Source organism: Xanthomonas sp. NCPPB 1068 (assembly GCF_041479385.2).
Classification (GTDB): Bacteria; Pseudomonadota; Gammaproteobacteria; order Xanthomonadales; family Xanthomonadaceae; genus Xanthomonas; species Xanthomonas cannabis.
This window is the reverse complement of the sequence record NZ_CM192986.1, coordinates 1,813,783-1,833,169: the sequence shown is the minus strand read 5'-3', so window position 1 is coordinate 1,833,169 and position 19,387 is coordinate 1,813,783. Positions and strand designations below refer to the sequence as shown.

The following is a 19,387-nucleotide window of genomic DNA, read 5'->3' as shown; positions in this document are numbered from 1 at the left end:
GCTGCGTTTGCGAATCCCAAATCCCGATTCCTAAATCCCGGCTCAAAAAAAAATCGCGACCGGATGATGCGTCTTTCGGCGCCATGCATCATCCGGTCACGATAGAGGGTCACCCGGCGCGTACGCCGGGCAGGTACAGCAGGTTATGCAGCCTTGGCTTGCTCGACGCGCTTGTCGACCAGCACGCTGTCAACAGTCGGCTGACCTTCGACGCGCCGGTCCAGCTCCTTCCAGTCCACCACCAGCTCGCAGCCACGCGAAGCCGCATTCCGGCTCCAGTCGCGCAGCAACTCGATGCAGGCATGGTCGACGTGATGCAGCTTGGCCACGTCCAGGTGCAGCGCGGTGTTCGGCGGCACGCTTTCCAGCGTCCGCGCCATGGCCGGCACCTTCAGGAAGGTGGCCGAGCCCTGCAGGGTGAGGTGCATTTCGTCCTTCTTGTCAGCGTGCTCGCGCACTTCGACCTTCAGACGCGAGGAATGCAGCGCAAGACGGAACAGTGACAGGCCGAAGCCGATCAACACGCCGGTCAACAGGTCGGTCGCCACGATCGCAAAGGTGGTCGCCAGGTAGATCGCCGCGGTGCCACGACCGTAGGTCGCGAGCTCCTTGACCTGCCCGATCTTGATCATCTTCACGCCCGTGTAGACCAGGATGCCGGCCAGACACGCCACCGGCGTCATCCGCAGCAGCCACGGCAACAGCATCGCGAACACCAGCAGCCAACCGCCATGCAGGATGGTCGACGTACGCGTGGCAGCACCAGCCTGCACGTTGGCCGCACTGCGCACGATCACGCCAGTCATCGGCAGTGCGCCCAGGAAGCCGCACAACATATTGCCCACACCTTGCGCCGCCAGCTCACGGTCGTACTGCGTGCGCGCACCCTGATGCATGCGATCCACCGCCGCCGCCGACAGCAGCGTTTCGGCGCTGGCGATGAAGGCGAAAGTCACCGCCGACACCAGCAACGTGTGGTTGAACACGCCAAAGATGTCGGAAACGCTGGGGATGCTGATCGCCGAGAACAGGTTGGTCGGCACGTCGACCTTGTTGACGTTCAAACCCTGCAACTGCACCGTTGCCGTCACCGCCACCACCGCGATCAACGCACCCGGCAGGAAGCGCAGACGCTGCGGACGCAGCTTGTCCCAGGCCAGGATGATGCCGATCGTGGCCAGACCCACCAACAATGCGGTACGGCCGGTGCCCTCGCTGATGGCCTGCCACAACACGGCCGGCAGTGCAGCGAAGTTTTCCAGACCACGCGCCTTGGGCGCGGCGTCCATCAACACGTGTGCCTGCGAAGCCACGATCAGGATGCCGATGCCCGACAACATGCCGGCCACCACGGCCGGCGACGTCATCCGGAACCACACACCCGCACGGCACAGACCGGCGACCAGCTGGATGGCACCGGCCACCAGGATCACCGGGCCGAGCGCGGCGGCGCCGTGCTCTCGCACCAGTTCGAACACCAACACAGCCAGGCCGGCGGCCGGACCGCTCACCTGCAAGGGAGAGCCCGCCAGGAAGCCTACGACCAATCCACCGACGATGCCGGTGATCAGGCCAGCGGCCGGCGGCATGCCGGAAGCGATTGCGATGCCCATGCACAGGGGCAATGCGACCAGGAAGACCACGACCGATGACAGCAAGTCACGCCCGAACAGCCCCTGACGGAAATATCCGCCGATACCTGATGTGTTCATGATCGACTCCGTCAGGCGAGTTCAGCGCGGACGACTTGCTGCAGTCGCGGACGCGGAGTGGCTTCGGGGGTGCTTTCGGCCAGCAACGGACGGAAGCCACCCTTCTCGGCATCGAAGGCGCGGATCTCGCCGTGGGCGATGTCGTAGATCCAGCCGTGGATGCGCAAGGTGCCTGCGGCCAGGCGCGCGGCCACCACCGGCTGCGTGCGCAGATGGTCCAGCTGCGAGACCACGTTTTCTTCGGTCATGCAGCTCAGCGCTTCCTGGCTGTGCGGATCGTGCCCGTGATGCGCGGTGACGTGACGCGCGGCATCGGTGTGCTTGAGCCATGCCGCCACGGACGGGACGTCTTCCAGCGATTCCGGCTTGAGCACCGCCTTCATCGCGCCGCAATCGGTATGACCACAGATCACGATGTGACGCACGCCCAGCACGGCGATGGCGTACTCGATCGCCGCCACCACGCCACTGACATGCTGCGAGTACGGCGGCACCACGTTACCGATATTGCGATAGACGAACAGTTCGCCGGGTTGCGCGGAGAAGATCAGCTCCGGCATGACGCGCGAATCGGCGCAGGTAATGAACAGCGTGTGCGGGCTCTGGCCGCCTGCCAGTTCCTGAAAGCGCGCACTCTGGCGCGGATACACTTCCTTACGGAAATGGCGAAAACCTTCTAGCAAACTTTCCATGGGAGATTCCTCTGGGCAACGAATAGCCGTCCGCGGCTCAAACCGCGAATTGCAAAGACAAACAAATCAATCGGAAATCCGACGCAGGAAGCGCCGGGTGCAGCGACAGCGGGGATCAGCCAAGCAGCGCGTTTGGAGGACGCAGTTGCGGGATCAGGTCGCGTTTTTGATTTGCCGGCGCGTGATGCGCGTGCCACGAGGGGGAATACCGCGCCAGCATCGGCCAAGCTTGGGAGAGCAAGGGGATATCGTCTGCAGGCTGTGTATCGACTTGGCTTTGCGTATCGCCATCGTCCTGCGGATCTTCTGCTGCATCGCGTTCTTCGCCAGCATCCACCATCACCGCCAAACCATCGCCCACCAACGCATCGTGGATGCGTGTGTGTGCGTTGGCCGCCGACCACGCCGTGAGCGCGAGCAGGCAGACCAACAGGGTTTGGAGGAATCGAGGAAACATGGCCTCGAAACTAACAATTAAGGACCTGGCAGCGCAAGTGGTGCGTTGCACAAGCTGACATATATGTTCATCCGGTCACGGCTACGGTTCAGGTCGCCTGACCCGGAAGCGGCAAAAGTGTGTGACGCCAAGGATTGCGGGGCATTGTCACAATCGCGACCACGCACAGCCATTTGACACACACTGACACAATCAATACACGCGTAAATTATTGTCTTTGCTGACAAAAATGGTTTATTACGTTTCTGTTGTTTTGTCACATTAACGCAACCTTCACGCCATAGCCTGCGCCCACTTCCCAGGTCGCAAGGCACATATGAAATTCGCTCCCTCCCTGCTTGGCTCCGCGGTGCTGCTGGTGCTGACGGCGCCTGCCGCCCACGCGGAGATCGCCATCGATGTGATCGGTGGCTCGGAGATCTCGCTGGAAGGCCTGGTCCAGGCCGACGGCAACTGGTTTCACAACGATGTGCAGGACCTCAACGGTCCAATCGGTGCCAATGGCGACAATTCCGAATTCAGCATCCGCCGCGCCGAGCTGGTGCTCAAGGGCAAGGGCCCGGGCAACTTCGAATGGGTGGCCGGGTACGACCCGAGCGTGCTGAAGGACGTCACCATCCGCGGCACCACCATCCGCAGCACCGGGCGGTTCCTGGACAACAACATCAAGTACAAGTTTGGCGGCAACGCCAACAACTACCTGCAGGTGGGCCAGTTCAAGCAGCCCAACAGCCTGGAAGAACTGTCCAGCACCAAGAACAACGACTTCGTCTCCAAGGCGTCGGTGACCAATACCTATGGCATTTCGCGCCGCCTGGGCGTGGCCTACGGCATGGGCGACAACAACTGGAGCGTGACGGCCAGTGCGTTCGGCCGTGAGCTGACCCGCAACCAGGCCCACGGCAGCGGCTATGGCGCGCGCGGCACCTGGGCGCCGATCAACGAAACCGGCAACGTGCTGCACTTTGGCCTCAGCTACCTCGGGTACGACACCGACGACGACACCCTGCGCCTGCGCGCGCGCCCGGATGCCGACCTGACCACGATCCGCCTGATCGACAGCGGCGCCATCACCAATGTGGACCGCGTAGGCGTGGCGGGTGCCGAGGCGATGTGGGTCACCGGGCCGTTCAAGCTGCAGAGCGAATATTTCCAGGAAACCGCCAAGCGTATCGGCACCAACGCGCAGGACTACAAGAGTGATGGCTGGTACGTCAGCGGCGTCTGGAACATCACCGGCGAGACGTGGGGCTACAAGGCCGGCGTGCCCACCACCCCGTTGCCCAACGAACCGGCGTCGGGCATGTGGCAGCTGGCGGTGCGCTACGACACCCTCGACCTCAACGATGGCCATCTGATTGCCAACGGCAACACCCCGTTCGTGGACGGCGTGCTGGGCGGCAAGATGGATGTGTGGACGATCGGTGCCAACTGGTACTGGCGCTCCAACTTCAAGCTGGCGCTCGACTACGCCAAGGTGGAAAGCACCCGTTACAGCAGCGCCACGCGCGGACTGGTGGACGACAACCCGTCGATCATCGAGGCGCGTGCGCAGTTCTATTGGTAAGCCTGCGACCGCGCCGGGCGCCAGGCGGCTCGCCAGAGCCCTCAGGGTGCCGCCTGGTTGCCTCGCCCTACCCCGCGTGCCATCGCACGCCCGCGTCACCTGCCTGTCATGTCCCCGACACCGCGCGGTCATGCCCCTGCACTGCAATGGCACGACCGCGGGACGTCCCGATCCCTACCCCATCTGGAGCTGTTCCGTGATCCACTCCTTCAAGACCCGCCTGGCCGTCGGCATGCTCGCCGCGTCGCTGGCACTGTGTGCCCAGGCTGCCGATGTCACCGGCGCCGGTGCGTCGTTCATTTACCCGGTGATGTCCAAGTGGTCGGCCGACTACAACGCCGCCACCAAGAAGCAGGTCAACTATCAATCGATCGGTTCGGGCGGCGGCATTGCCCAGATCAAGGCGGCCAGCGTGGATTTCGGCTCTTCCGACGCCCCGCTCAAGCCGGAAGAACTGGCCGCTGCCGGGCTGGCACAGTTCCCGTCGGTGATCGGCGGCGTGGTGCCGGTGGTCAACGTACCGGGCATCGCTGCCGGTGCGCTCAAGCTCGACGGCAAGACCCTGGGCGACATCTTCCTGGGCAAGGTCAGCACCTGGAACGACCCGGCGATCGCCGCGCTCAACCCGGGCATGAAGCTGCCCGACGGCAAGATCACCGTAGTGCACCGCTCCGACGGTTCGGGCACCAGCTTCAACTTCACCAATTACCTGTCCAAGGTCAATGCCGACTGGAAGGGCAAGATCGGCGAAGGCACCGCGGTGCAGTGGCCGACCGGCATCGGCGGCAAGGGCAACGAGGGTGTGGCCGCGTACGTGAAGCAGATCAAGGGCGGCATCGGCTATGTCGAGCTGTCGTATGCGCTGCAGAACAAGATGGCCTACACCGCGATGAAGAACGCCGCCGGCAAGTTCGTTCAGCCGTCCGATGAAACCTTCGCCGCTGCCGCCAACAGCGCCGACTGGGCCACTTCCAAGGATTTCTACCTGGTGATGACCAATGCCGCGGGCGACAACGCCTGGCCGATCACGGCGACCAACTTCATCCTGGTGCAGAAGAAGCCGAAGAATCCGGCCGGCCTGAAGAACACGCTGGAGTTCTTCCGCTGGGTCTACACCAAGGGCGACGCACAGGCCAAGCAACTGGACTATGTGCCGCTGCCGGACAGCCTGGTGAGCCAGATCGAGGCCTATTGGGCCAAGACCCTTCCCCGCTAAGCGCAGCCAAGGCAGCGGCGGGCAAGAGTTCCACCGTTCGCCGGGCCACTGGGCAAGGCAACAACCTGTCACAGGAACGGCGCCGTCTCTCTCCCCGGCGTCGGGACCGGGACGCGGATCCCGGAGGGTGCGATGCCCTCCGTGGTCCGCGTCTTTTTTTGTGATGCCTTTGCCAGAAGGCACTGTCATGCACGTGTAACAAAAACATCATTTCATAGCGTGGTCTGCCGGACACCCGGCCAATCCAGCCTCGGAGCTTCCATGAAATTGCAGTCGGCCAGCCTGACCGCCCTGTCCCTCACCATCGCCCTTGCCCTGGCCGCATGCTCGCCGGGCAAGGATGCGCAGCCCGGCGATGCCGCCAAGGGCGCGCCGACCGCAGGCGCCGCTGCCAGCGACAGCAAGGGCGCTGAAATCTCCGGCGCCGGCGCCTCCTTCATCTACCCGCTGGTGTCCAAGTGGTCGGCCGACTACAACGCCGCCACTGGCAACAAGGTGAACTACCAGTCGATCGGCTCCGGCGGCGGCATTGCCCAGATCAAGGCCGGCACGGTGGATTTCGGTTCGACCGACAAGCCACTGGACAGCGCCGAGCTGCAGCAGGCCGGCCTGGGCCAGTTCCCGTCCGCGATCGGCGGCGTGGTGCCGGTGGTCAATCTGGAAGGCATCGCCCCGGGCAAGCTGCGCCTGACCGGCGCGCTGCTGGGCGACATCTTCCTGGGCAAGGTCACCATGTGGAACGACGCGGCCATTGTCGCGGCCAACCCGGGCGTGACCCTGCCCGCCACCAAGATCAACCTGGTGCACCGTTCGGATGGCTCGGGCACCACCTTCAACTTCTCCAACTACCTGTCCAAGGTCAGCCCGGAGTGGAAGAGCAAGGTCGGCGAAGGCACCTCGGTGCAGTGGCCGGGTGGCGTGGGTGGCAAGGGCAATGAAGGCGTGGCCTCGTACGTGCAGCAGATCAAGGGCTCGATCGGCTATGTCGAACTGGCCTATGCGCTGCAGAACAAGATGCCGTACACCTCGCTGCAGAACGCGGCTGGCCAGTGGGTCGAGCCGAATGCGGAAAGCTTCGCCGCCGCCGCTGCCAGCGCCGACTGGGCCAACGCCAAGGATTTCAACCTGGTGATCACCAATGCACCCGGCGAGAAGGCGTGGCCGATCACCGCCACCAACTTCATGCTGATGCACAAGCAGGCCAAGGATGCTGCGCGCAGCAAGGCGACCCTGGACTTCTTCAAGTGGGCGCTGGAAAACGGCCAGACCCAGGCCAGCGAACTGCATTACGTGCCGCTGCCGCCGGAGCTGGTGAAGCAGATCCAGGCCTATTGGGGCAGCGAGTTCAAGTAATGCCCTGCACCCGCCCATGCGGCGGGCTGCGCTGCGGCGAGGTACCTGACGGTGCCTCGCCGTTCCTGCTGTCTCACGCTCCCGCCGTTGCGCGGGTGACGAGTCCAATCGAATGAATGCCACCGCCATTCCCGAAGCGATGACCGCGCCACGCGGCCGCGACCTGCGCGACGCACGCGCCGATCGCCTGTTCAAGCTTGCGCTGGCCGCTACGGTCGTTTTCGTCCTGTTGGCGCTCGGCAGCGCGGCACTGTCGATGCTGTGGGGCGGACGCCATGCCTTGCAGATGCAGGGCCTGAGTTTCTTCTATTCGGCCGACTGGAATCCGGTCGAAAACAGATACGGTGCGCTGGCGCCGATCTACGGCACCCTGGTCACCGCAGTCATCGCGATGCTGATTGCGGTACCTGTGAGTTTCGGTATCGCGTTCTTCCTGACCGAAGTGGCACCGCGTTGGTTGCGTGGCCCGGTGGGCACCGCCATCGAACTGCTGGCCGGCATCCCGTCGATCATCTACGGCATGTGGGGCCTGTTCGTGCTGGTGCCGGTGATGACCGAACACGTCACACCATGGCTCAACGACCACCTGGGCACGCTGCCGCTGATCGGCCCGTTGTTTCAGGGCCCTCCGCTGGGCATCGGCCTGCTGACGGCCGGCTTCGTGCTGGCGATCATGGTGATTCCCTTCATTTCCTCGGTGATGCGCGAAGTATTCCTGACCGTGCCCACGCGCCTGAAGGAATCGGCATACGCGCTGGGCTCCACCAAGTGGGAGGTGAGCTGGGACATCGTGCTGCCCTACACCCGCTCGGCGGTGATCGGCGGCGTGTTCCTGGGACTGGGCCGTGCGCTGGGCGAAACCATGGCGGTGGCCTTCGTGGTCGGCAACACGGTGCGCCTGTCGCCCTCGCTGCTGGAACCGGGCACCACCATCGCCGCGTTGATCGCCAATGACTTCGGCGAGGCTACCGAAACCTATCGTTCGGCCCTGTTGTTGCTGGGCTTCGTGTTGTTCATCGTGACTTTCATCGTGCTGGCCATTGCACGCTTCATGCTGATGCAGCTGTCGCGTCGGGAGGGCAACTGATGTCTGCGTCTTCGGTGTCGCAATCCCTCTACAACCGTCGCCGGGTGACCAACGCGATTGCGTTGCTGCTGTCGTGCGTCACTGCGTTGTTCGGTCTGTTCTTTCTGGCCTGGATCCTGTGGACGCTGTTGTCCAAGGGCGTGCCGGGCATCGACCTCAACCTGTTTACCAAGATGACGCCGCCGCCGATGCAGGAAGGTGGCTTGCTCAATGCCTTCTTCGGCAGTGCGGTGATGTGCGGGCTGGCGCTGGCGATCGGCACCCCGCTGGGCGTGGCCGCCGGCACCTGGCTGGCCGAGTACGGCAATGCGCGCAAGGCCGGCATCGTGGTGCGTTTCGTCAACGACATCCTGCTCTCGGCGCCGTCGATCGTGCTGGGCCTGTTCGTCTACACCTTGTACGTGATGCAGACCGGCGGGCGGTTTTCAGCGTTTGCCGGCGCCCTGTCGCTGGCCTTCATCGTGCTGCCAGTGGTGGTACGCACCACCGACGAAATGCTGCGACTGGTGCCGGCGCAGATGCGCGAAGCGGCGTTGTCGCTGGGCATTCCGCAGTGGAAGGTGACCGTGCAGGTGCTGTATCGCAGCGCCTCGGCCGGCATCGTCACCGGCGTGTTGCTTGCGCTGGCGCGCATCAGCGGCGAAACCGCACCGCTGCTGTTCACCGCGTTCGGCAATCAGTACTGGAACAGCAACATCTTCCAGCCGATGGCCAGCGTGCCGGTGATCATGAACCAGTTTGCCGGCAGCCCGTACGAATCCTGGCAGACGCTGGCCTGGTCCGGTGCGTTGGTGCTGACCGTGTTCGTGTTGTTGGTGAGCCTGGGCGCACGTGCCCTGCTACTGCGCAACAAGATTTCCAATGACTGACCTATCTTTCCGGACACCCGACATGAACGATCTCCAAAACGCCACGCCGATGCACCGCATCGCTGTTCCGGCCGCAAAGGGGGCGCCAACGGCGCAGGCGCCGGTGAAGGTGGCCGCACGCAATCTGGATTTCTATTACGACAAGTATCACGCGTTGAAGGGCATCAACATCGAAATCCCGGAAAAGCGCGTCACCGCGCTGATCGGACCTTCCGGCTGCGGCAAATCGACCCTGTTGCGCATCTTCAACCGCATCTACGCGCTGTACCCGAAGATGGAAGCGCGCGGCGAGGTGCTGCTGGACAACGAAAACATCCTGTCGCCGAAGTACCCGATGAACCGCCTGCGCAGCAAGGTGGGCATGGTGTTCCAGAAGCCGGTGCCGTTCCCGATGACCATCTTCGAGAACGTGGCCTACGGCATCCGCCACCACGAAAAACTGTCAAAGGCCGACATGCAGGACCGCGTCGAACAGGCGTTGCGCCAGGGCGCGCTGTGGGACGAGGTCAAGGACAAGCTGGGACAGAGCGCGCTGGGGTTGTCCGGCGGCCAGCAGCAGCGCCTGTGCATCGCACGCGCGGTGGCATTGCGCCCGGACGTGCTGCTGCTGGACGAACCGACCTCGGCGCTGGACCCGATCTCCACCAGCCGTATCGAGCAACTGGTGGAAGAGCTCAAGCGCGACTACACCATCGTGATCGTCACCCACAACATGCAACAGGCCGCCCGCGTTTCCGACTACACCGCCTTCATGTATCTGGGCGACCTGATCGAGCACGACCGCACCGAGACCATTTTTTCGCAGCCCTCCAAGCAGCAGACCGAGGACTACATCACCGGCCGGTTCGGGTGATGCAAGGCGACGCACCGTAACGCCCGCATTGAAGCAGCTCCGTCACCTGCCTTGCCCAGCGCATCGGCGGGGTGGCAGACATCCACCACGGCCATGTAATCGAGATCACAATGAACCAGCACCTCAACGACCATATCGTCAAAAGCTACGACGAGGAGCAGCACCGTCTTGTCGCCGAGATCGTGCGCATGGGCGACACGGCGGTGGCGCAGCTGGAGGCGGCACTGGACGTGGTGGAACGGCGCGACGACCACGCCGCACACCGCATCGTGGTCAACGACGAGGCGATCGACGCGCTGGAACATGCCATCAGCCACGACGTGATGCGCCTGGCATTGCGCGGGCCGATGGCGCGCGACCTGCGCGAGATCCTGGCCGGCCTGCGCATCCCGGCCGATATCGAACGCATCGGCGATTATGCGGCCAACGTGGCCAAGCGCTCGATTGCGCTGAACTCGGCGCCACCGTTGCCGCAGACGGTGGGGTTGCGCGCGCTCGGGCAGATGGCGGCCGATGCGGTGCGCGCGGCGGTGCAGGCGTACCGCGACAAGGACGCCAATGCCGCGATCCGCGTGCGCGACGAAGACGCACGGCTGGATGCGCAGTACACCGCGCTGTTCCGCGAGTTGCTGACCTACATGATGGAAGACCCGCGCAATATCACCCCGTGCACGCATCTGCTGTTCATGGCCAAGAACCTGGAACGCATCGGCGACCACGCCACCAACATCGCCGAAAACGTCTGGTTTCTGGTGCATGGCGAACAGCCGTTGCCGCCACGCCTCAAGCGCGACGACACCAGCAGTACGGGCGTCATCTGAGCGCTGGCGGTCCTGCGCGACAGCGGCCGCTTGCTGGCGGCAGCTGCCGGAACGCCTTGTGAGCTGCAATGGCAGGCCGGTCGCCGACGCGCCAGACCAAAGGCGCACGCAAGGCGCGCCTCGCGCCGTCGAGCCCCGGGGTGTGACCTGCTAGGCTATGCGGATGAACGAACCGGTCGACCCACAGCCTGCCCGCGCCATCCTGCCCATGTCGCGGCGCTTCCGCGGCTATCTGCCCGTCGTGGTGGACGTGGAGACCGGCGGCTTCGACTGGAACCGGCACGCCTTGCTGGAAATTGCCTGCGTGCCGATCGAAATGGATGACGAGGGCCGCTTCTTCCCGGGGCAGACTGCCAGCGCGCATCTGGTGCCGGCGCCCGGGCTGGAGATCGACCCCAAGTCGCTGGAAATCACCGGCATCGTGCTCGACCATCCCTTCCGCTTCGCCAAGCAGGAAAAGGACGCCTTGGACCACGTCTTCGCCCCGGTACGCGCCGCGGTGAAGAAGTACGGCTGCCAGCGGGCAATCCTGGTCGGCCACAACGCGCATTTCGATCTGAATTTCCTCAACGCGGCAGTGGCGCGCGTGGGGCATAAACGCAATCCGTTTCATCCTTTCAGCGTGTTCGATACGGTGACGCTGGCCGGCGTGGCCTATGGCCAGACCGTGCTGGCGCGTGCCGCGCAGGCTGCGGGTCTGGACTGGAACACGGCCGATGCACACAGCGCGGTCTACGACACCGAGCAGACCGCGCGGCTGTTCTGCACGATTGCCAATGCCTGGCCGGGGCCTGTTTAGGTCGGGATTCGGGATTGGCGGGAGCGCGCCATGTCCGGGCTGCGCGATCGTTCCCGCTTGCGCTACGAACAGTGGCCGACATGCAACTCGCGTCGTCTCATGCAGGCATGCACTCGCCGTCGGATGGGAGGCCTATTCCCTGCAAGGCTCAGGTCTTCCGTCCGCGACAGAGAAGCGCGGACGCAGCGCTTCACGAATCCCCAATCCGCAATCCCGGCCTCTAACCCACCCAGATCTGGTCGCGCCCCGCGCTCTTGGCCTGGTAAAGCGCCTGGTCGGCGCGTTGCATCAACGATGAGCCGGTGTCGTCATCGCGCAGTGCGGTCAGCCCGGCACTGAAGGTCACCTGCAGCCCTTCCACGCCGCCCCAGTCGCTGCGCGCATGGAAGCGCGTGCGAATGCGTTCGCACAGCGCCTGTGCATCGTGCAATGCGGTGTCGGCCAGCAGCAGCGCAAACTCTTCGCCGCCAAGACGGGCGGGCAGATCCGAGGCGCGTGCGGCGGCGGTGAGCAATGCACCCACCTCGTGTAACACCGCATCGCCACTGGCATGCGAATGCCGGTCGTTGATGCGCTTGAAATGATCGATATCCAGGATCGCCAGCACCAATGGGCGCCCGCTGCGCCGTGCGCGGCTGATGTCGCGCGCCAGTGCTTCGTCGAAGTGGCGGCGGTTGGGCAACCCGGTCAGTACATCCTCGTGCGCCTGGCGCTCGAACACGTCGGACTTGATGCGCAGGCGGGTCAGCAATTCGCTCTTTTCCTGATTGGCCTGCAGCAGACGCTGGGCCTGCATCTGCAAATCCTGGGTGCGCTTGCGCACCAGTTCGGCCAGGCGCGCGTTGTGGGTCTTGTAGCGATGCAACAGCACCCGGTACAGCAGGGTCAGCGCAAGAAGCGCGCCCAGCGCCGCCGCAATGCGCACATCGTGGCGCTGCCACCACAGCGGCAGCACGTCGAAGGTCCAGCGCGCCTCCTGCGGGCTCCACGCGCCGCCCGGGTGACGTGCGGCCACACGCAAGGTGTAGTGGCCCGGCGGCAGGCCGATGAATTCCACGCTGCGCTGCCGGCCGCGCGCGATCCAGACATTGTCCAGGCCGTCCAGACGGGTGCGGTACTCGATGCGCTCGGACAGCAGAAAGCTCATGCCCGCATACGAGACATTGAGCCGGTAACCGCCAGGCAGCTGCGCCTGCTGGCGCCATGCCAGCGGGCGGCCATCCTGTTGCACGCTTTCGATCAACGCCGGCGGCGGACGACGTTCGCGAAACCGCTGCAGGCGCGCGGGATCGACCGTGCTCACGCCACCAGCGGTGACCACCCAGACCGACCCGTCCGCACGTTCGATCATGCTGGGGCCGGAACTGCCGTTGGCCTGCGCATTGCCCATGCCATCGATCTCGCCATAACGCTCGATGGCGAGCGTGCCGTACCCATCGGCAACCGCATTGAGCGCGGCAAATCCGGTCCGCAACATGCCACGGTTGCTGCTGATCCACGCGTTGCCGACGCGGTCCTCGACGAGCTGGAACACCGTGTCCACCGGCATGCCCTGCTCCAGACCCACGCGTGCGAGGCTGCCGCCGCGTGCGCGGTACAGGCCGCGATCGGTGGATATCCACACCGCATCGCCAATGGACTGAAAGCCGAACACGCTGCGCGCGCCGCCCAGGCGTTCCAGGTCCAGTTGCCGCAGCGTGCCGTCGCGCAACACTGCCGCGCCATCGACCGATCCGATCCACAGCGCGCCATCGATACTGGCCAACGCGGTCACCACGCCATCGGGCAGGCCCTGGACCGTCACCGGCACGCGCTTGCCCTCCACCAATCGCACGACGCCGCGTTGCGTCGCCAGCCACACCACATCCTGCGCATCGACCGCGATGGCACGGATATGCCCGCTGGGAATGCCTTCGGCGTCGCCGTAATGCCGTAAGACGCGACCATCGCGCAGCACGAAGACCCCGTCGGCGTAGGTCCCGACCCACAGGTCGCCATGCCGGTCCAGCGCCAGGCTGAGCACCGACAGCCGCCGCCCCGACGGTGTGGCAACCGGCACCGGCACGACTCGGCCATCCAGCAGCATGCGGTCCAGACCAGCAGTACTGGCGATCCACAGGCTGCCATCGCGGTCTTCCAGCACCGCGCGCGCATAGTCGCCGCTCAGCCCATCGCGCTGGCTGTAGCTGCTGAACAAGGTCTCGCGCAGCCGAAACAGGCCACCGTTGGCACCCACCCAGATGCTGCCTTCGGCATCTTCGCGCAGGCTGACGATCCGCCCGGTGGGCAGGCTGCGGCCTGCTGCCAGATGCTCCACGCCATGACTGCCGATCCGCAGCAGGCCCTGGTTTTCGCTGCCCAGCCAGAGGTCGCCATTGCGGTCCTGCAGCATCGCGGTGAAATGGCCCTGCCCCGGCAGCCGGTGCACCAGCACTGCCCGCTCGTCGTGCAGGCGGAACAGCTGCTCGCCGGCAACTACCCACACCGTGCCGTCCGGCGCGCGATAAGGCCACGCCAGGCCCGGCGGCAGACCGAAGGCCGCCGGCGCGCGGTGCATGCGTCCATCCGGCTCGCGATAGATCAAGCCATCCAGCGTGCCGATCAACAAGCGACCCTGGCCGTCGAACAGCATGCGCGGAAAACTGCTCTGCAGCGGCACGCCGTCACGCGGCGGGAAATAGTCGAAGCGTCCATCCGGCCACAGACATCCCAGCCCGTGGCCTTCGAACAACAGCCACATGCGGCCATCCGAATCCATGGTCATCGCATGGATCAGCGCCTGCGGCCATTGCCCCGTGCGTTGCCATTGCCGCCACTGCCCGTCGGCACCGTGACGCACCAGATTGCCGCGCGCATCGCTGAGCCAGAGCGCGCCATCGCGATCCACATACAGCGCACCGACGCCGTTATCGGGTAGCCCCGGACGCGTGCTGCGATCGATCACGCTGAATTCCAGGCCGTTGTAGCGCACCAGGCCTTCCCAGGTGGCGAACCACAGATAACCGTCGCGGGTCTGGGCAATGTCGCGCAGCGAGTTGTGCGGCAGGCCGTTGCGCGAACTCCAGCTGTCGATCGCGTAATTGCGCAACGACGCCGTGCCGGCCGGCGCGGCGATCGCTGCGGCACAAGACACTGCGAACAACAGGCAGAGGCCGACACCAAGCCAGTGCCGCCACTGCCAATACCGTCGTGCCGACGCCAGGTCGGCGTCCCCGTTCTCGCCCTTGCCGCGGGCGCCCACCCCAAGATTCATCAGACATGACATACCGTTTACTGACGATATGGTAGGCAAAAAGCGCCCGGCGCGCTGAGCGGGTCACCGGCCTGGTACCGAAACGCCTGCTATGACGGCGTTGCCGCGCCTCCTTTGTCGCTGCGCCAGTCACGGGAACGCCGCAATCTGCGCAGATCGCGGCGTCGGACCACGCAGCTACGCGATGGTGTCAGCTGCCGCCGTCAGCGATTGCGGCAGAAGCCATAGGGTGCCGTTGGCTCACCTTGCCGCTTGCCTTCAGGCGCCCAGCCGCTGGCGCACGGCCTCGAACAGGGTCACACCGGTTGCCACCGACACGTTCAGGCTCTCGATATCGCCCGGCATCGGAATCTTGACCAAGCCATCGCAGTGCTCGCGGGTGAGACGGCGCAGGCCATCGGCCTCGCCACCGAGCACCAGCCCGACATTGCCGCGCAGGTCCACGCTGTACAACGAGGCATCGGCCTCGCCCGCCAATCCGTACAGCCACACGCCCTGCTTCTGCAGATCGCGCAGGCAGCGCGCCAGGTTGGTGACCGCCACCACCGGAATGCGGTCGGCGGCGCCGGCCGAGGTCTTGCGCACGGTGGCGTTCACCGTGGCCGACTTGTCCTTGGGGATGACCACCGCAGTGACACCGGCAGCCGCGGCGCTGCGCAGGCAGGCGCCCAGGTTATGCGGGTCCTGCACACCATCGAGCACCAGCACCAGCGCACGCCCCTGCGCCGCTTCGACCAGCCCTTCCAGCTCGTTCTCGGCCCACAGGCGCGCGGCGGCGTAGCGTGCCGCCACCCCCTGGTGACGGACCTGCCCACCCACGCCGTCCAACGCCTGGGTATTGACCCGGCGCACGTCGATGCCCTTGCGGCGCGCCTGTTCCTCGATCTCGGTCAGGCGCGGGTTCTTGCTGCCGGCCTCGATCAAGACCTCGCGCACGTTGTCGGCGTCGTTCTCGACGGACGAGGCGACAGCGTTGACGCCGACGATCCACTGGTTCTGCTTGCTCATTGCGCGGGCATACGAAGAAATGTGGGGGAATGGTAGGGCCTGCGGCCTGCCACGTCACGGCCGGGCGTGGATCGCCTGCACACGATCGCCAAAACGCCGGGCGGCGATGCCGCTGATGCCGGTTGCAGTGGCGCGTGGCTGGCGACAACACGCGGAGGGCAACTACATCAGCCCCTGCACGTCTGCCGCAGCCCGAACCACGGCGATGGCTGTTGAATCTCGCGCTGCCGCAGTTGTTACTGGCGAGCCGCGCCCCTGGCCCGCGACGGAAAACTCGGCAACCGTTGTGCCGGGTTGGCTGCGGCACGCCAACACATCGGTGCTCCGCATGTCCTTGCAAGGTTTGCAGCTCGCGCAGTGCCAACGACTGCAGCGAACCGCGCCACGTTGCTGGCAACGTGGAATGGCACCTGGATGCAAGTTGACCTTGGGCCGTTACTTACACCGGCCACCGCTCGGTGTCGTGGTCCGGATGCTGCCGCGAGACCAGCGAAGCCTGGAATGCTTCTGCGGCGGCATCATCTTCCGTGCGTCGTGTCGGCAACTGCGCCAACGCATCGACAAACGGCAGCTTGCGCTCCAGGCCGTACTGGATGTGCGGAGGCAAGCGCTCCGGCGTGTCGAATGCGCCGGCTGCGATCGCCACGCCGTCGGGTGCTTCATAGGTCAGCGGCGTGCCGCAATCGGCGCAGAAACCGCGCTGTACCATCGACGATGAGGCGAAGCGCTTGGGCTCGCCGCGGGTCCAGCGGAACGCGCTGCCGCGCACCGACACCAATGGCGCGTAATACGCCCCGAAGGCTTTCTGGCACATCCGGCAATGGCAGATCGACGCGTCATCGAGCACGCCGCGCACGTGGAAACGCACGGCGCCGCATTGGCAACCACCGCTGTATTCGGAAGAGCTGTTCATCCTGCGCCCCGCTTCTCAGCTTGCAACGGATATCACGGCAGCCCCAGCGCTCGCCACGAGCCACCAGCCTGCACTACCGCGTCGGCACGTTACGAGCGGCCCGTTCGACCGCCCGCAACGCCGACTTCAATTGGCCTTTTTCCTGCGCTTGGCCGGTTTCTCGCGTGGCGGCAGCGGCGCTTCGGGTGCTGCGCCATCCTCTGCCAGACGGAAGTCGATCTTGCGCTCTTCCATGCTGGCCTTGAGCACCAGCACGCGTACCGGATCGCCCAGGCGGAACTCGCGGCCGCGGCGCTCGCCACTGAGCGTCTTGCGGATCGGGTCGAACTGGTAATAGTCCTGCGGCAACTGGGTGACGTGCACCAGGCCATTGACCTTGGACTGGGTCAATTCCACGAACAGACCAAAACCGGTCACGCCACTGATGACGCCGTCGAACTGGCCACCGACGTGCTTTTCCATCCAGGCGGCGCGATAACGCTCATCCACTTCGCGCTCGGCTTCGTCGGCACGGCGTCCGCGTTCGGAGCACTGCAGCGCCAGCGCCGACATCTGCCGCGGGGTGTAGATGAACTTGTCCGGGCTGGCCCCGGTCAAGGCATGCTTGATCGCGCGGTGCACCAGCAGATCGGGGTAACGGCGGATCGGCGACGTGAAGTGCGCGTACGCCTCCAACGCCAGACCGAAGTGACCGTTGTTCTCCGGCGAATACACCGCCAGGCTCTGGCTGCGCAGCAGCACCGACTCCAGCAACGCCGCGTCCGGGCGCGCGCGCACCTTCTTGAGCAGCTTGGTGTAGTCGCCGGGGCGCACCTTGCTCCACGCCGGCAGGCTGAGCTGGAACTCCTTGAGGAACTCCAGCAGGTCTTCGTACTTGCTCTCCGGCGGGCGCTCATGCACGCGGTACGGCGCGGGCACATGCATGCTCAGCAGATAGCGCGCCGCCTCGACGTTGGCGGCGATCATGCACTCTTCGATCAGCTTGTGCGCATCGTTGCGCACCAGCATGCCGGCCTGGGTCACCTCACCGGTGTTGTCGAGCACGAAGCGTACTTCGGAGGTTTCGAACTCGATCGCGCCGCGCTGCGTGCGGGCCTTGGACAGCACGTGGTACAGCTGGTGCAGGCGCTGCACCTGCGGCAGCAACGGGCCGATGAAGGCCTTGGTATCGGCGTCGTCTTCGCCAACCGCCTTCCAGACCTGGTTGTAGGTCAGGCGTGCGTGCGAGTTCATCACCGCTTCGTAGAACCGCGAGCCGGTCACCTCGCCATCGCGCCCCACCTGCATGTCGCAGACGAAGCACATGCGGTCGACCTTGGGCATCAGCGAGCAGATGCCGTTGGACAATGTCTCCGGCAGCATCGGCACCACGAATCCCGGGAAGTACACCGAGGTGGCGCGTTTTTGCGCCTCGTCGTCCAGCGGCGTGCCAGGACGCACATAGTTGGACACGTCGGCGATCGCCACCACCAGACGGAAGCCGTCGGCATTGGGTTCGCAATACACCGCGTCGTCGAAGTCCTTGGCATCCTCGCCATCGATGGTGACCAGCGGCATCTGCCGCAGATCCACCCGCCCGCCGATCATCTGCGGCTCGACCACCAACGGCACGGCAGCCGCTTCGTCCAGCACTTCCTGCGGAAATTCGTGCGGCAGCTCATGGCCGTGGATGGCCATTTCCACCACCAGCGACGGGGTGAGCTTGTCGCCGAGCACCGCGATGATCTTGCCGATCGCCGGGCGGCGCGCGTCCGGCGGCGCGATCAGCTCGCACACCACCAACTGCCCTTCGCGCGCCTCGCCGATACCATCCGGCGCAATCTGCACGTTGCGCTGGATGCGCTTGTCGTCCGGGTCGACGTACGCCACGCCATGTTCGTAGAAAAAACGCCCGAGCATGCGCGACATGCCGCGCTCGAGCACGCGCGCAATCGCGCCTTCGCGACGGCCGCGGCGGTCGATGCCGGTGACGTTGGCCAGCGCGCGGTCGCCGTGCATGACCTTGCGCATCTCGAACGGCGGCAGGAACAGATCGTCGCCGCCCTCGTCCGGTTTGAGGAAGCCGAAGCCTTCCGGATTGGCGATCACCACACCGGCAATCAGGCTGGTCTGCTGCACCGGCGCGTAGCCGCCACGGCGGTTCTGCACCAGCTGCGCCTCGCGCACCATTGCGGCCAGGCGCTTGCCCAGCGCGTCGATGCGATCGCTCAGGTTGAGCTTGTCGGCGATCTCTTCAGCGGTCTGCGGGCCGTCGCAGGCATCGAGCAACTGCAGGATGGCCTCGCGGCTGGCAATGGGCTCGGCGTAGCGCAGCGCCTCACGATCGGCATGCGGGTCCTTGAACCCGGCATTGCCGGCCTGGACTTCTTTCTGCTGGGCGGCCTCGTTCTGGAAACGTTCCGGCAGCGGCGCGGCAGGCCCGCTCTTGCGCGGATGCGGTGCGCGGGGAGCCGCCGGCATGGGCAGCGCGTCCGACGGCTGCGAGGCTACGCCGGAGGCTTTATCGGCAGCGCGCTTGTTGGCGGCCTTGGTCGATGCACCGGCGGCAGCGCGAACCAGGAAGTCCGGCATCCAGCCTGGCAACTTCTGCTGTTCGGCGGTGCTGGACTCGGCTGCGCCGGTGGATTTGCGGCGACTCGGCCGATCGGAATCTGGAGTGTTTTTCTTTGTCATTGCCCTAATGGTACCCCTTGCGGTCCTGACGTGGGCGGCAACGGCGGCCCGTTCATGGCAATCGATGCAGGCAAGTTGTTGACAAGCCCGCCGGGAGTCTGCAAAATTCGCGGC

Annotated in this window: 15 protein-coding genes; 8 read left to right on the top strand and 7 right to left on the bottom strand. The window is 65.2% G+C overall.

From position 1 onward, the window contains the following. Window positions 1–143 precede the first annotated feature (143 nt). The 3 genes from ACCQ12_RS07880 to ACCQ12_RS07870 all read right to left on the bottom strand — a co-directional run bounded on the left by ACCQ12_RS07880 (window position 144) and on the right by ACCQ12_RS07870 (window position 2,861). Window positions 144–1,712 carry a SulP family inorganic anion transporter gene (locus ACCQ12_RS07880; protein ID WP_372383323.1) on the bottom strand — a complete coding sequence of 523 codons (1,569 nt, stop codon included), beginning with the start codon at window positions 1,710–1,712 and terminating at the stop codon, window positions 144–146. An 11-nt stretch (window positions 1,713–1,723) separates the two neighbouring features. After that, window positions 1,724–2,404 (bottom strand): carbonic anhydrase, encoded by a 681-nt coding sequence (locus tag ACCQ12_RS07875; protein ID WP_047696657.1) that lies wholly within the window; start codon window positions 2,402–2,404, stop codon window positions 1,724–1,726. 115 nt (window positions 2,405–2,519) lie between these two features. Next, window positions 2,520–2,861 carry a hypothetical protein gene (locus ACCQ12_RS07870; protein ID WP_047696658.1) on the bottom strand — a complete coding sequence of 114 codons (342 nt, stop codon included), beginning with the start codon at window positions 2,859–2,861 and terminating at the stop codon, window positions 2,520–2,522. A gap of 316 nt (window positions 2,862–3,177) precedes the next feature. Here ACCQ12_RS07870 and ACCQ12_RS07865 point away from each other — a divergent pair, with 316 nt between their 5' ends. From ACCQ12_RS07865 to rnt, 8 genes are all read left to right on the top strand, one after another. After that, entirely contained in the window at window positions 3,178–4,428 is a 1,251-nt protein-coding gene (locus ACCQ12_RS07865; protein WP_166750399.1) for an OprO/OprP family phosphate-selective porin, read from the top strand. Between the two features lie 196 nt (window positions 4,429–4,624). Next, window positions 4,625–5,644, top strand: a complete 1,020-nt coding sequence (gene pstS, locus ACCQ12_RS07860) for a phosphate ABC transporter substrate-binding protein PstS (protein ID WP_372383322.1) — start codon at window positions 4,625–4,627, stop codon at window positions 5,642–5,644. A gap of 261 nt (window positions 5,645–5,905) precedes the next feature. Further along, on the top strand, window positions 5,906–6,997 hold the full coding sequence (gene pstS, locus ACCQ12_RS07855; RefSeq protein ID WP_372383321.1) for a phosphate ABC transporter substrate-binding protein PstS: 1,092 nt from the start codon (window positions 5,906–5,908) through the stop codon (window positions 6,995–6,997). A 112-nt stretch (window positions 6,998–7,109) separates the two neighbouring features. Next, complete coding sequence (pstC, locus tag ACCQ12_RS07850; protein WP_372383320.1) at window positions 7,110–8,084, top strand: phosphate ABC transporter permease subunit PstC; 975 nt, start codon at window positions 7,110–7,112, stop codon at window positions 8,082–8,084. Next, window positions 8,084–8,953, top strand: a complete 870-nt coding sequence (gene pstA, locus ACCQ12_RS07845) for a phosphate ABC transporter permease PstA (protein WP_039412875.1) — start codon at window positions 8,084–8,086, stop codon at window positions 8,951–8,953. Before pstC ends, pstA begins: the two co-directional genes overlap by 1 nt. Window positions 8,954–8,975: 22 nt before the next feature. Beyond that, window positions 8,976–9,806 (top strand): phosphate ABC transporter ATP-binding protein PstB, encoded by an 831-nt coding sequence (gene pstB, locus ACCQ12_RS07840; protein ID WP_039412872.1) that lies wholly within the window; start codon window positions 8,976–8,978, stop codon window positions 9,804–9,806. A gap of 110 nt (window positions 9,807–9,916) precedes the next feature. Then, window positions 9,917–10,627 (top strand): phosphate signaling complex protein PhoU, encoded by a 711-nt coding sequence (gene phoU / locus ACCQ12_RS07835; RefSeq protein WP_039412869.1) that lies wholly within the window; start codon window positions 9,917–9,919, stop codon window positions 10,625–10,627. A 157-nt stretch (window positions 10,628–10,784) separates the two neighbouring features. Then, a complete protein-coding gene (gene rnt, locus ACCQ12_RS07830; protein WP_104580033.1) occupies window positions 10,785–11,426 on the top strand; it encodes a ribonuclease T in 642 nt (213 codons plus the stop codon). Between the two features lie 220 nt (window positions 11,427–11,646). On the opposite strand, the gene ACCQ12_RS07825 is transcribed toward rnt, so the two are convergent. From ACCQ12_RS07825 to rnr, 4 genes are all read right to left on the bottom strand, one after another. Further along, entirely contained in the window at window positions 11,647–14,679 is a 3,033-nt protein-coding gene (locus ACCQ12_RS07825) for a diguanylate cyclase domain-containing protein (RefSeq protein ID WP_372383319.1), read from the bottom strand. 258 nt (window positions 14,680–14,937) lie between these two features. Next, window positions 14,938–15,687: a 23S rRNA (guanosine(2251)-2'-O)-methyltransferase RlmB gene (gene rlmB, locus ACCQ12_RS07820; RefSeq protein ID WP_039412860.1), complete on the bottom strand. Its 750-nt coding sequence runs from the start codon at window positions 15,685–15,687 to the stop codon at window positions 14,938–14,940. Window positions 15,688–16,126: 439 nt separating this feature from the next. Then, complete coding sequence (locus ACCQ12_RS07815; protein ID WP_104580031.1) at window positions 16,127–16,600, bottom strand: GFA family protein; 474 nt, start codon at window positions 16,598–16,600, stop codon at window positions 16,127–16,129. Between the two features lie 126 nt (window positions 16,601–16,726). Continuing rightward, a complete protein-coding gene (gene rnr / locus ACCQ12_RS07810) occupies window positions 16,727–19,273 on the bottom strand; it encodes a ribonuclease R (RefSeq protein ID WP_372383318.1) in 2,547 nt (848 codons plus the stop codon). Window positions 19,274–19,387: the final 114 nt, after the last annotated feature.

Excerpts from the sequence above, each read along its gene's own strand:
- phoU (WP_039412869.1), top strand. The coding sequence starts at position 9,917 with ATGAACCAGCACCTCAACGACCATATCGTCAAAAGCTACGACGAGGAG.
- rnt (WP_104580033.1), top strand. The coding sequence starts at position 10,785 with ATGCGGATGAACGAACCGGTCGACCCACAGCCTGCCCGCGCCATCCTG.
- ACCQ12_RS07870 (WP_047696658.1), bottom strand. The coding sequence starts at position 2,861 with ATGTTTCCTCGATTCCTCCAAACCCTGTTGGTCTGCCTGCTCGCGCTC.
- ACCQ12_RS07875 (WP_047696657.1), bottom strand. The coding sequence starts at position 2,404 with ATGGAAAGTTTGCTAGAAGGTTTTCGCCATTTCCGTAAGGAAGTGTAT.
- ACCQ12_RS07825 (WP_372383319.1), bottom strand. The coding sequence starts at position 14,679 with ATGAATCTTGGGGTGGGCGCCCGCGGCAAGGGCGAGAACGGGGACGCC.
- ACCQ12_RS07865 (WP_166750399.1), top strand. The coding sequence starts at position 3,178 with ATGAAATTCGCTCCCTCCCTGCTTGGCTCCGCGGTGCTGCTGGTGCTG.
- pstB (WP_039412872.1), top strand. The coding sequence starts at position 8,976 with ATGAACGATCTCCAAAACGCCACGCCGATGCACCGCATCGCTGTTCCG.
- rlmB (WP_039412860.1), bottom strand. The coding sequence starts at position 15,687 with ATGAGCAAGCAGAACCAGTGGATCGTCGGCGTCAACGCTGTCGCCTCG.
- pstS (WP_372383321.1), top strand. The coding sequence starts at position 5,906 with ATGAAATTGCAGTCGGCCAGCCTGACCGCCCTGTCCCTCACCATCGCC.
- ACCQ12_RS07880 (WP_372383323.1), bottom strand. The coding sequence starts at position 1,712 with ATGAACACATCAGGTATCGGCGGATATTTCCGTCAGGGGCTGTTCGGG.
- rnr (WP_372383318.1), bottom strand. The coding sequence starts at position 19,273 with ATGACAAAGAAAAACACTCCAGATTCCGATCGGCCGAGTCGCCGCAAA.
- pstC (WP_372383320.1), top strand. The coding sequence starts at position 7,110 with ATGAATGCCACCGCCATTCCCGAAGCGATGACCGCGCCACGCGGCCGC.
- ACCQ12_RS07815 (WP_104580031.1), bottom strand. The coding sequence starts at position 16,600 with ATGAACAGCTCTTCCGAATACAGCGGTGGTTGCCAATGCGGCGCCGTG.
- pstA (WP_039412875.1), top strand. The coding sequence starts at position 8,084 with ATGTCTGCGTCTTCGGTGTCGCAATCCCTCTACAACCGTCGCCGGGTG.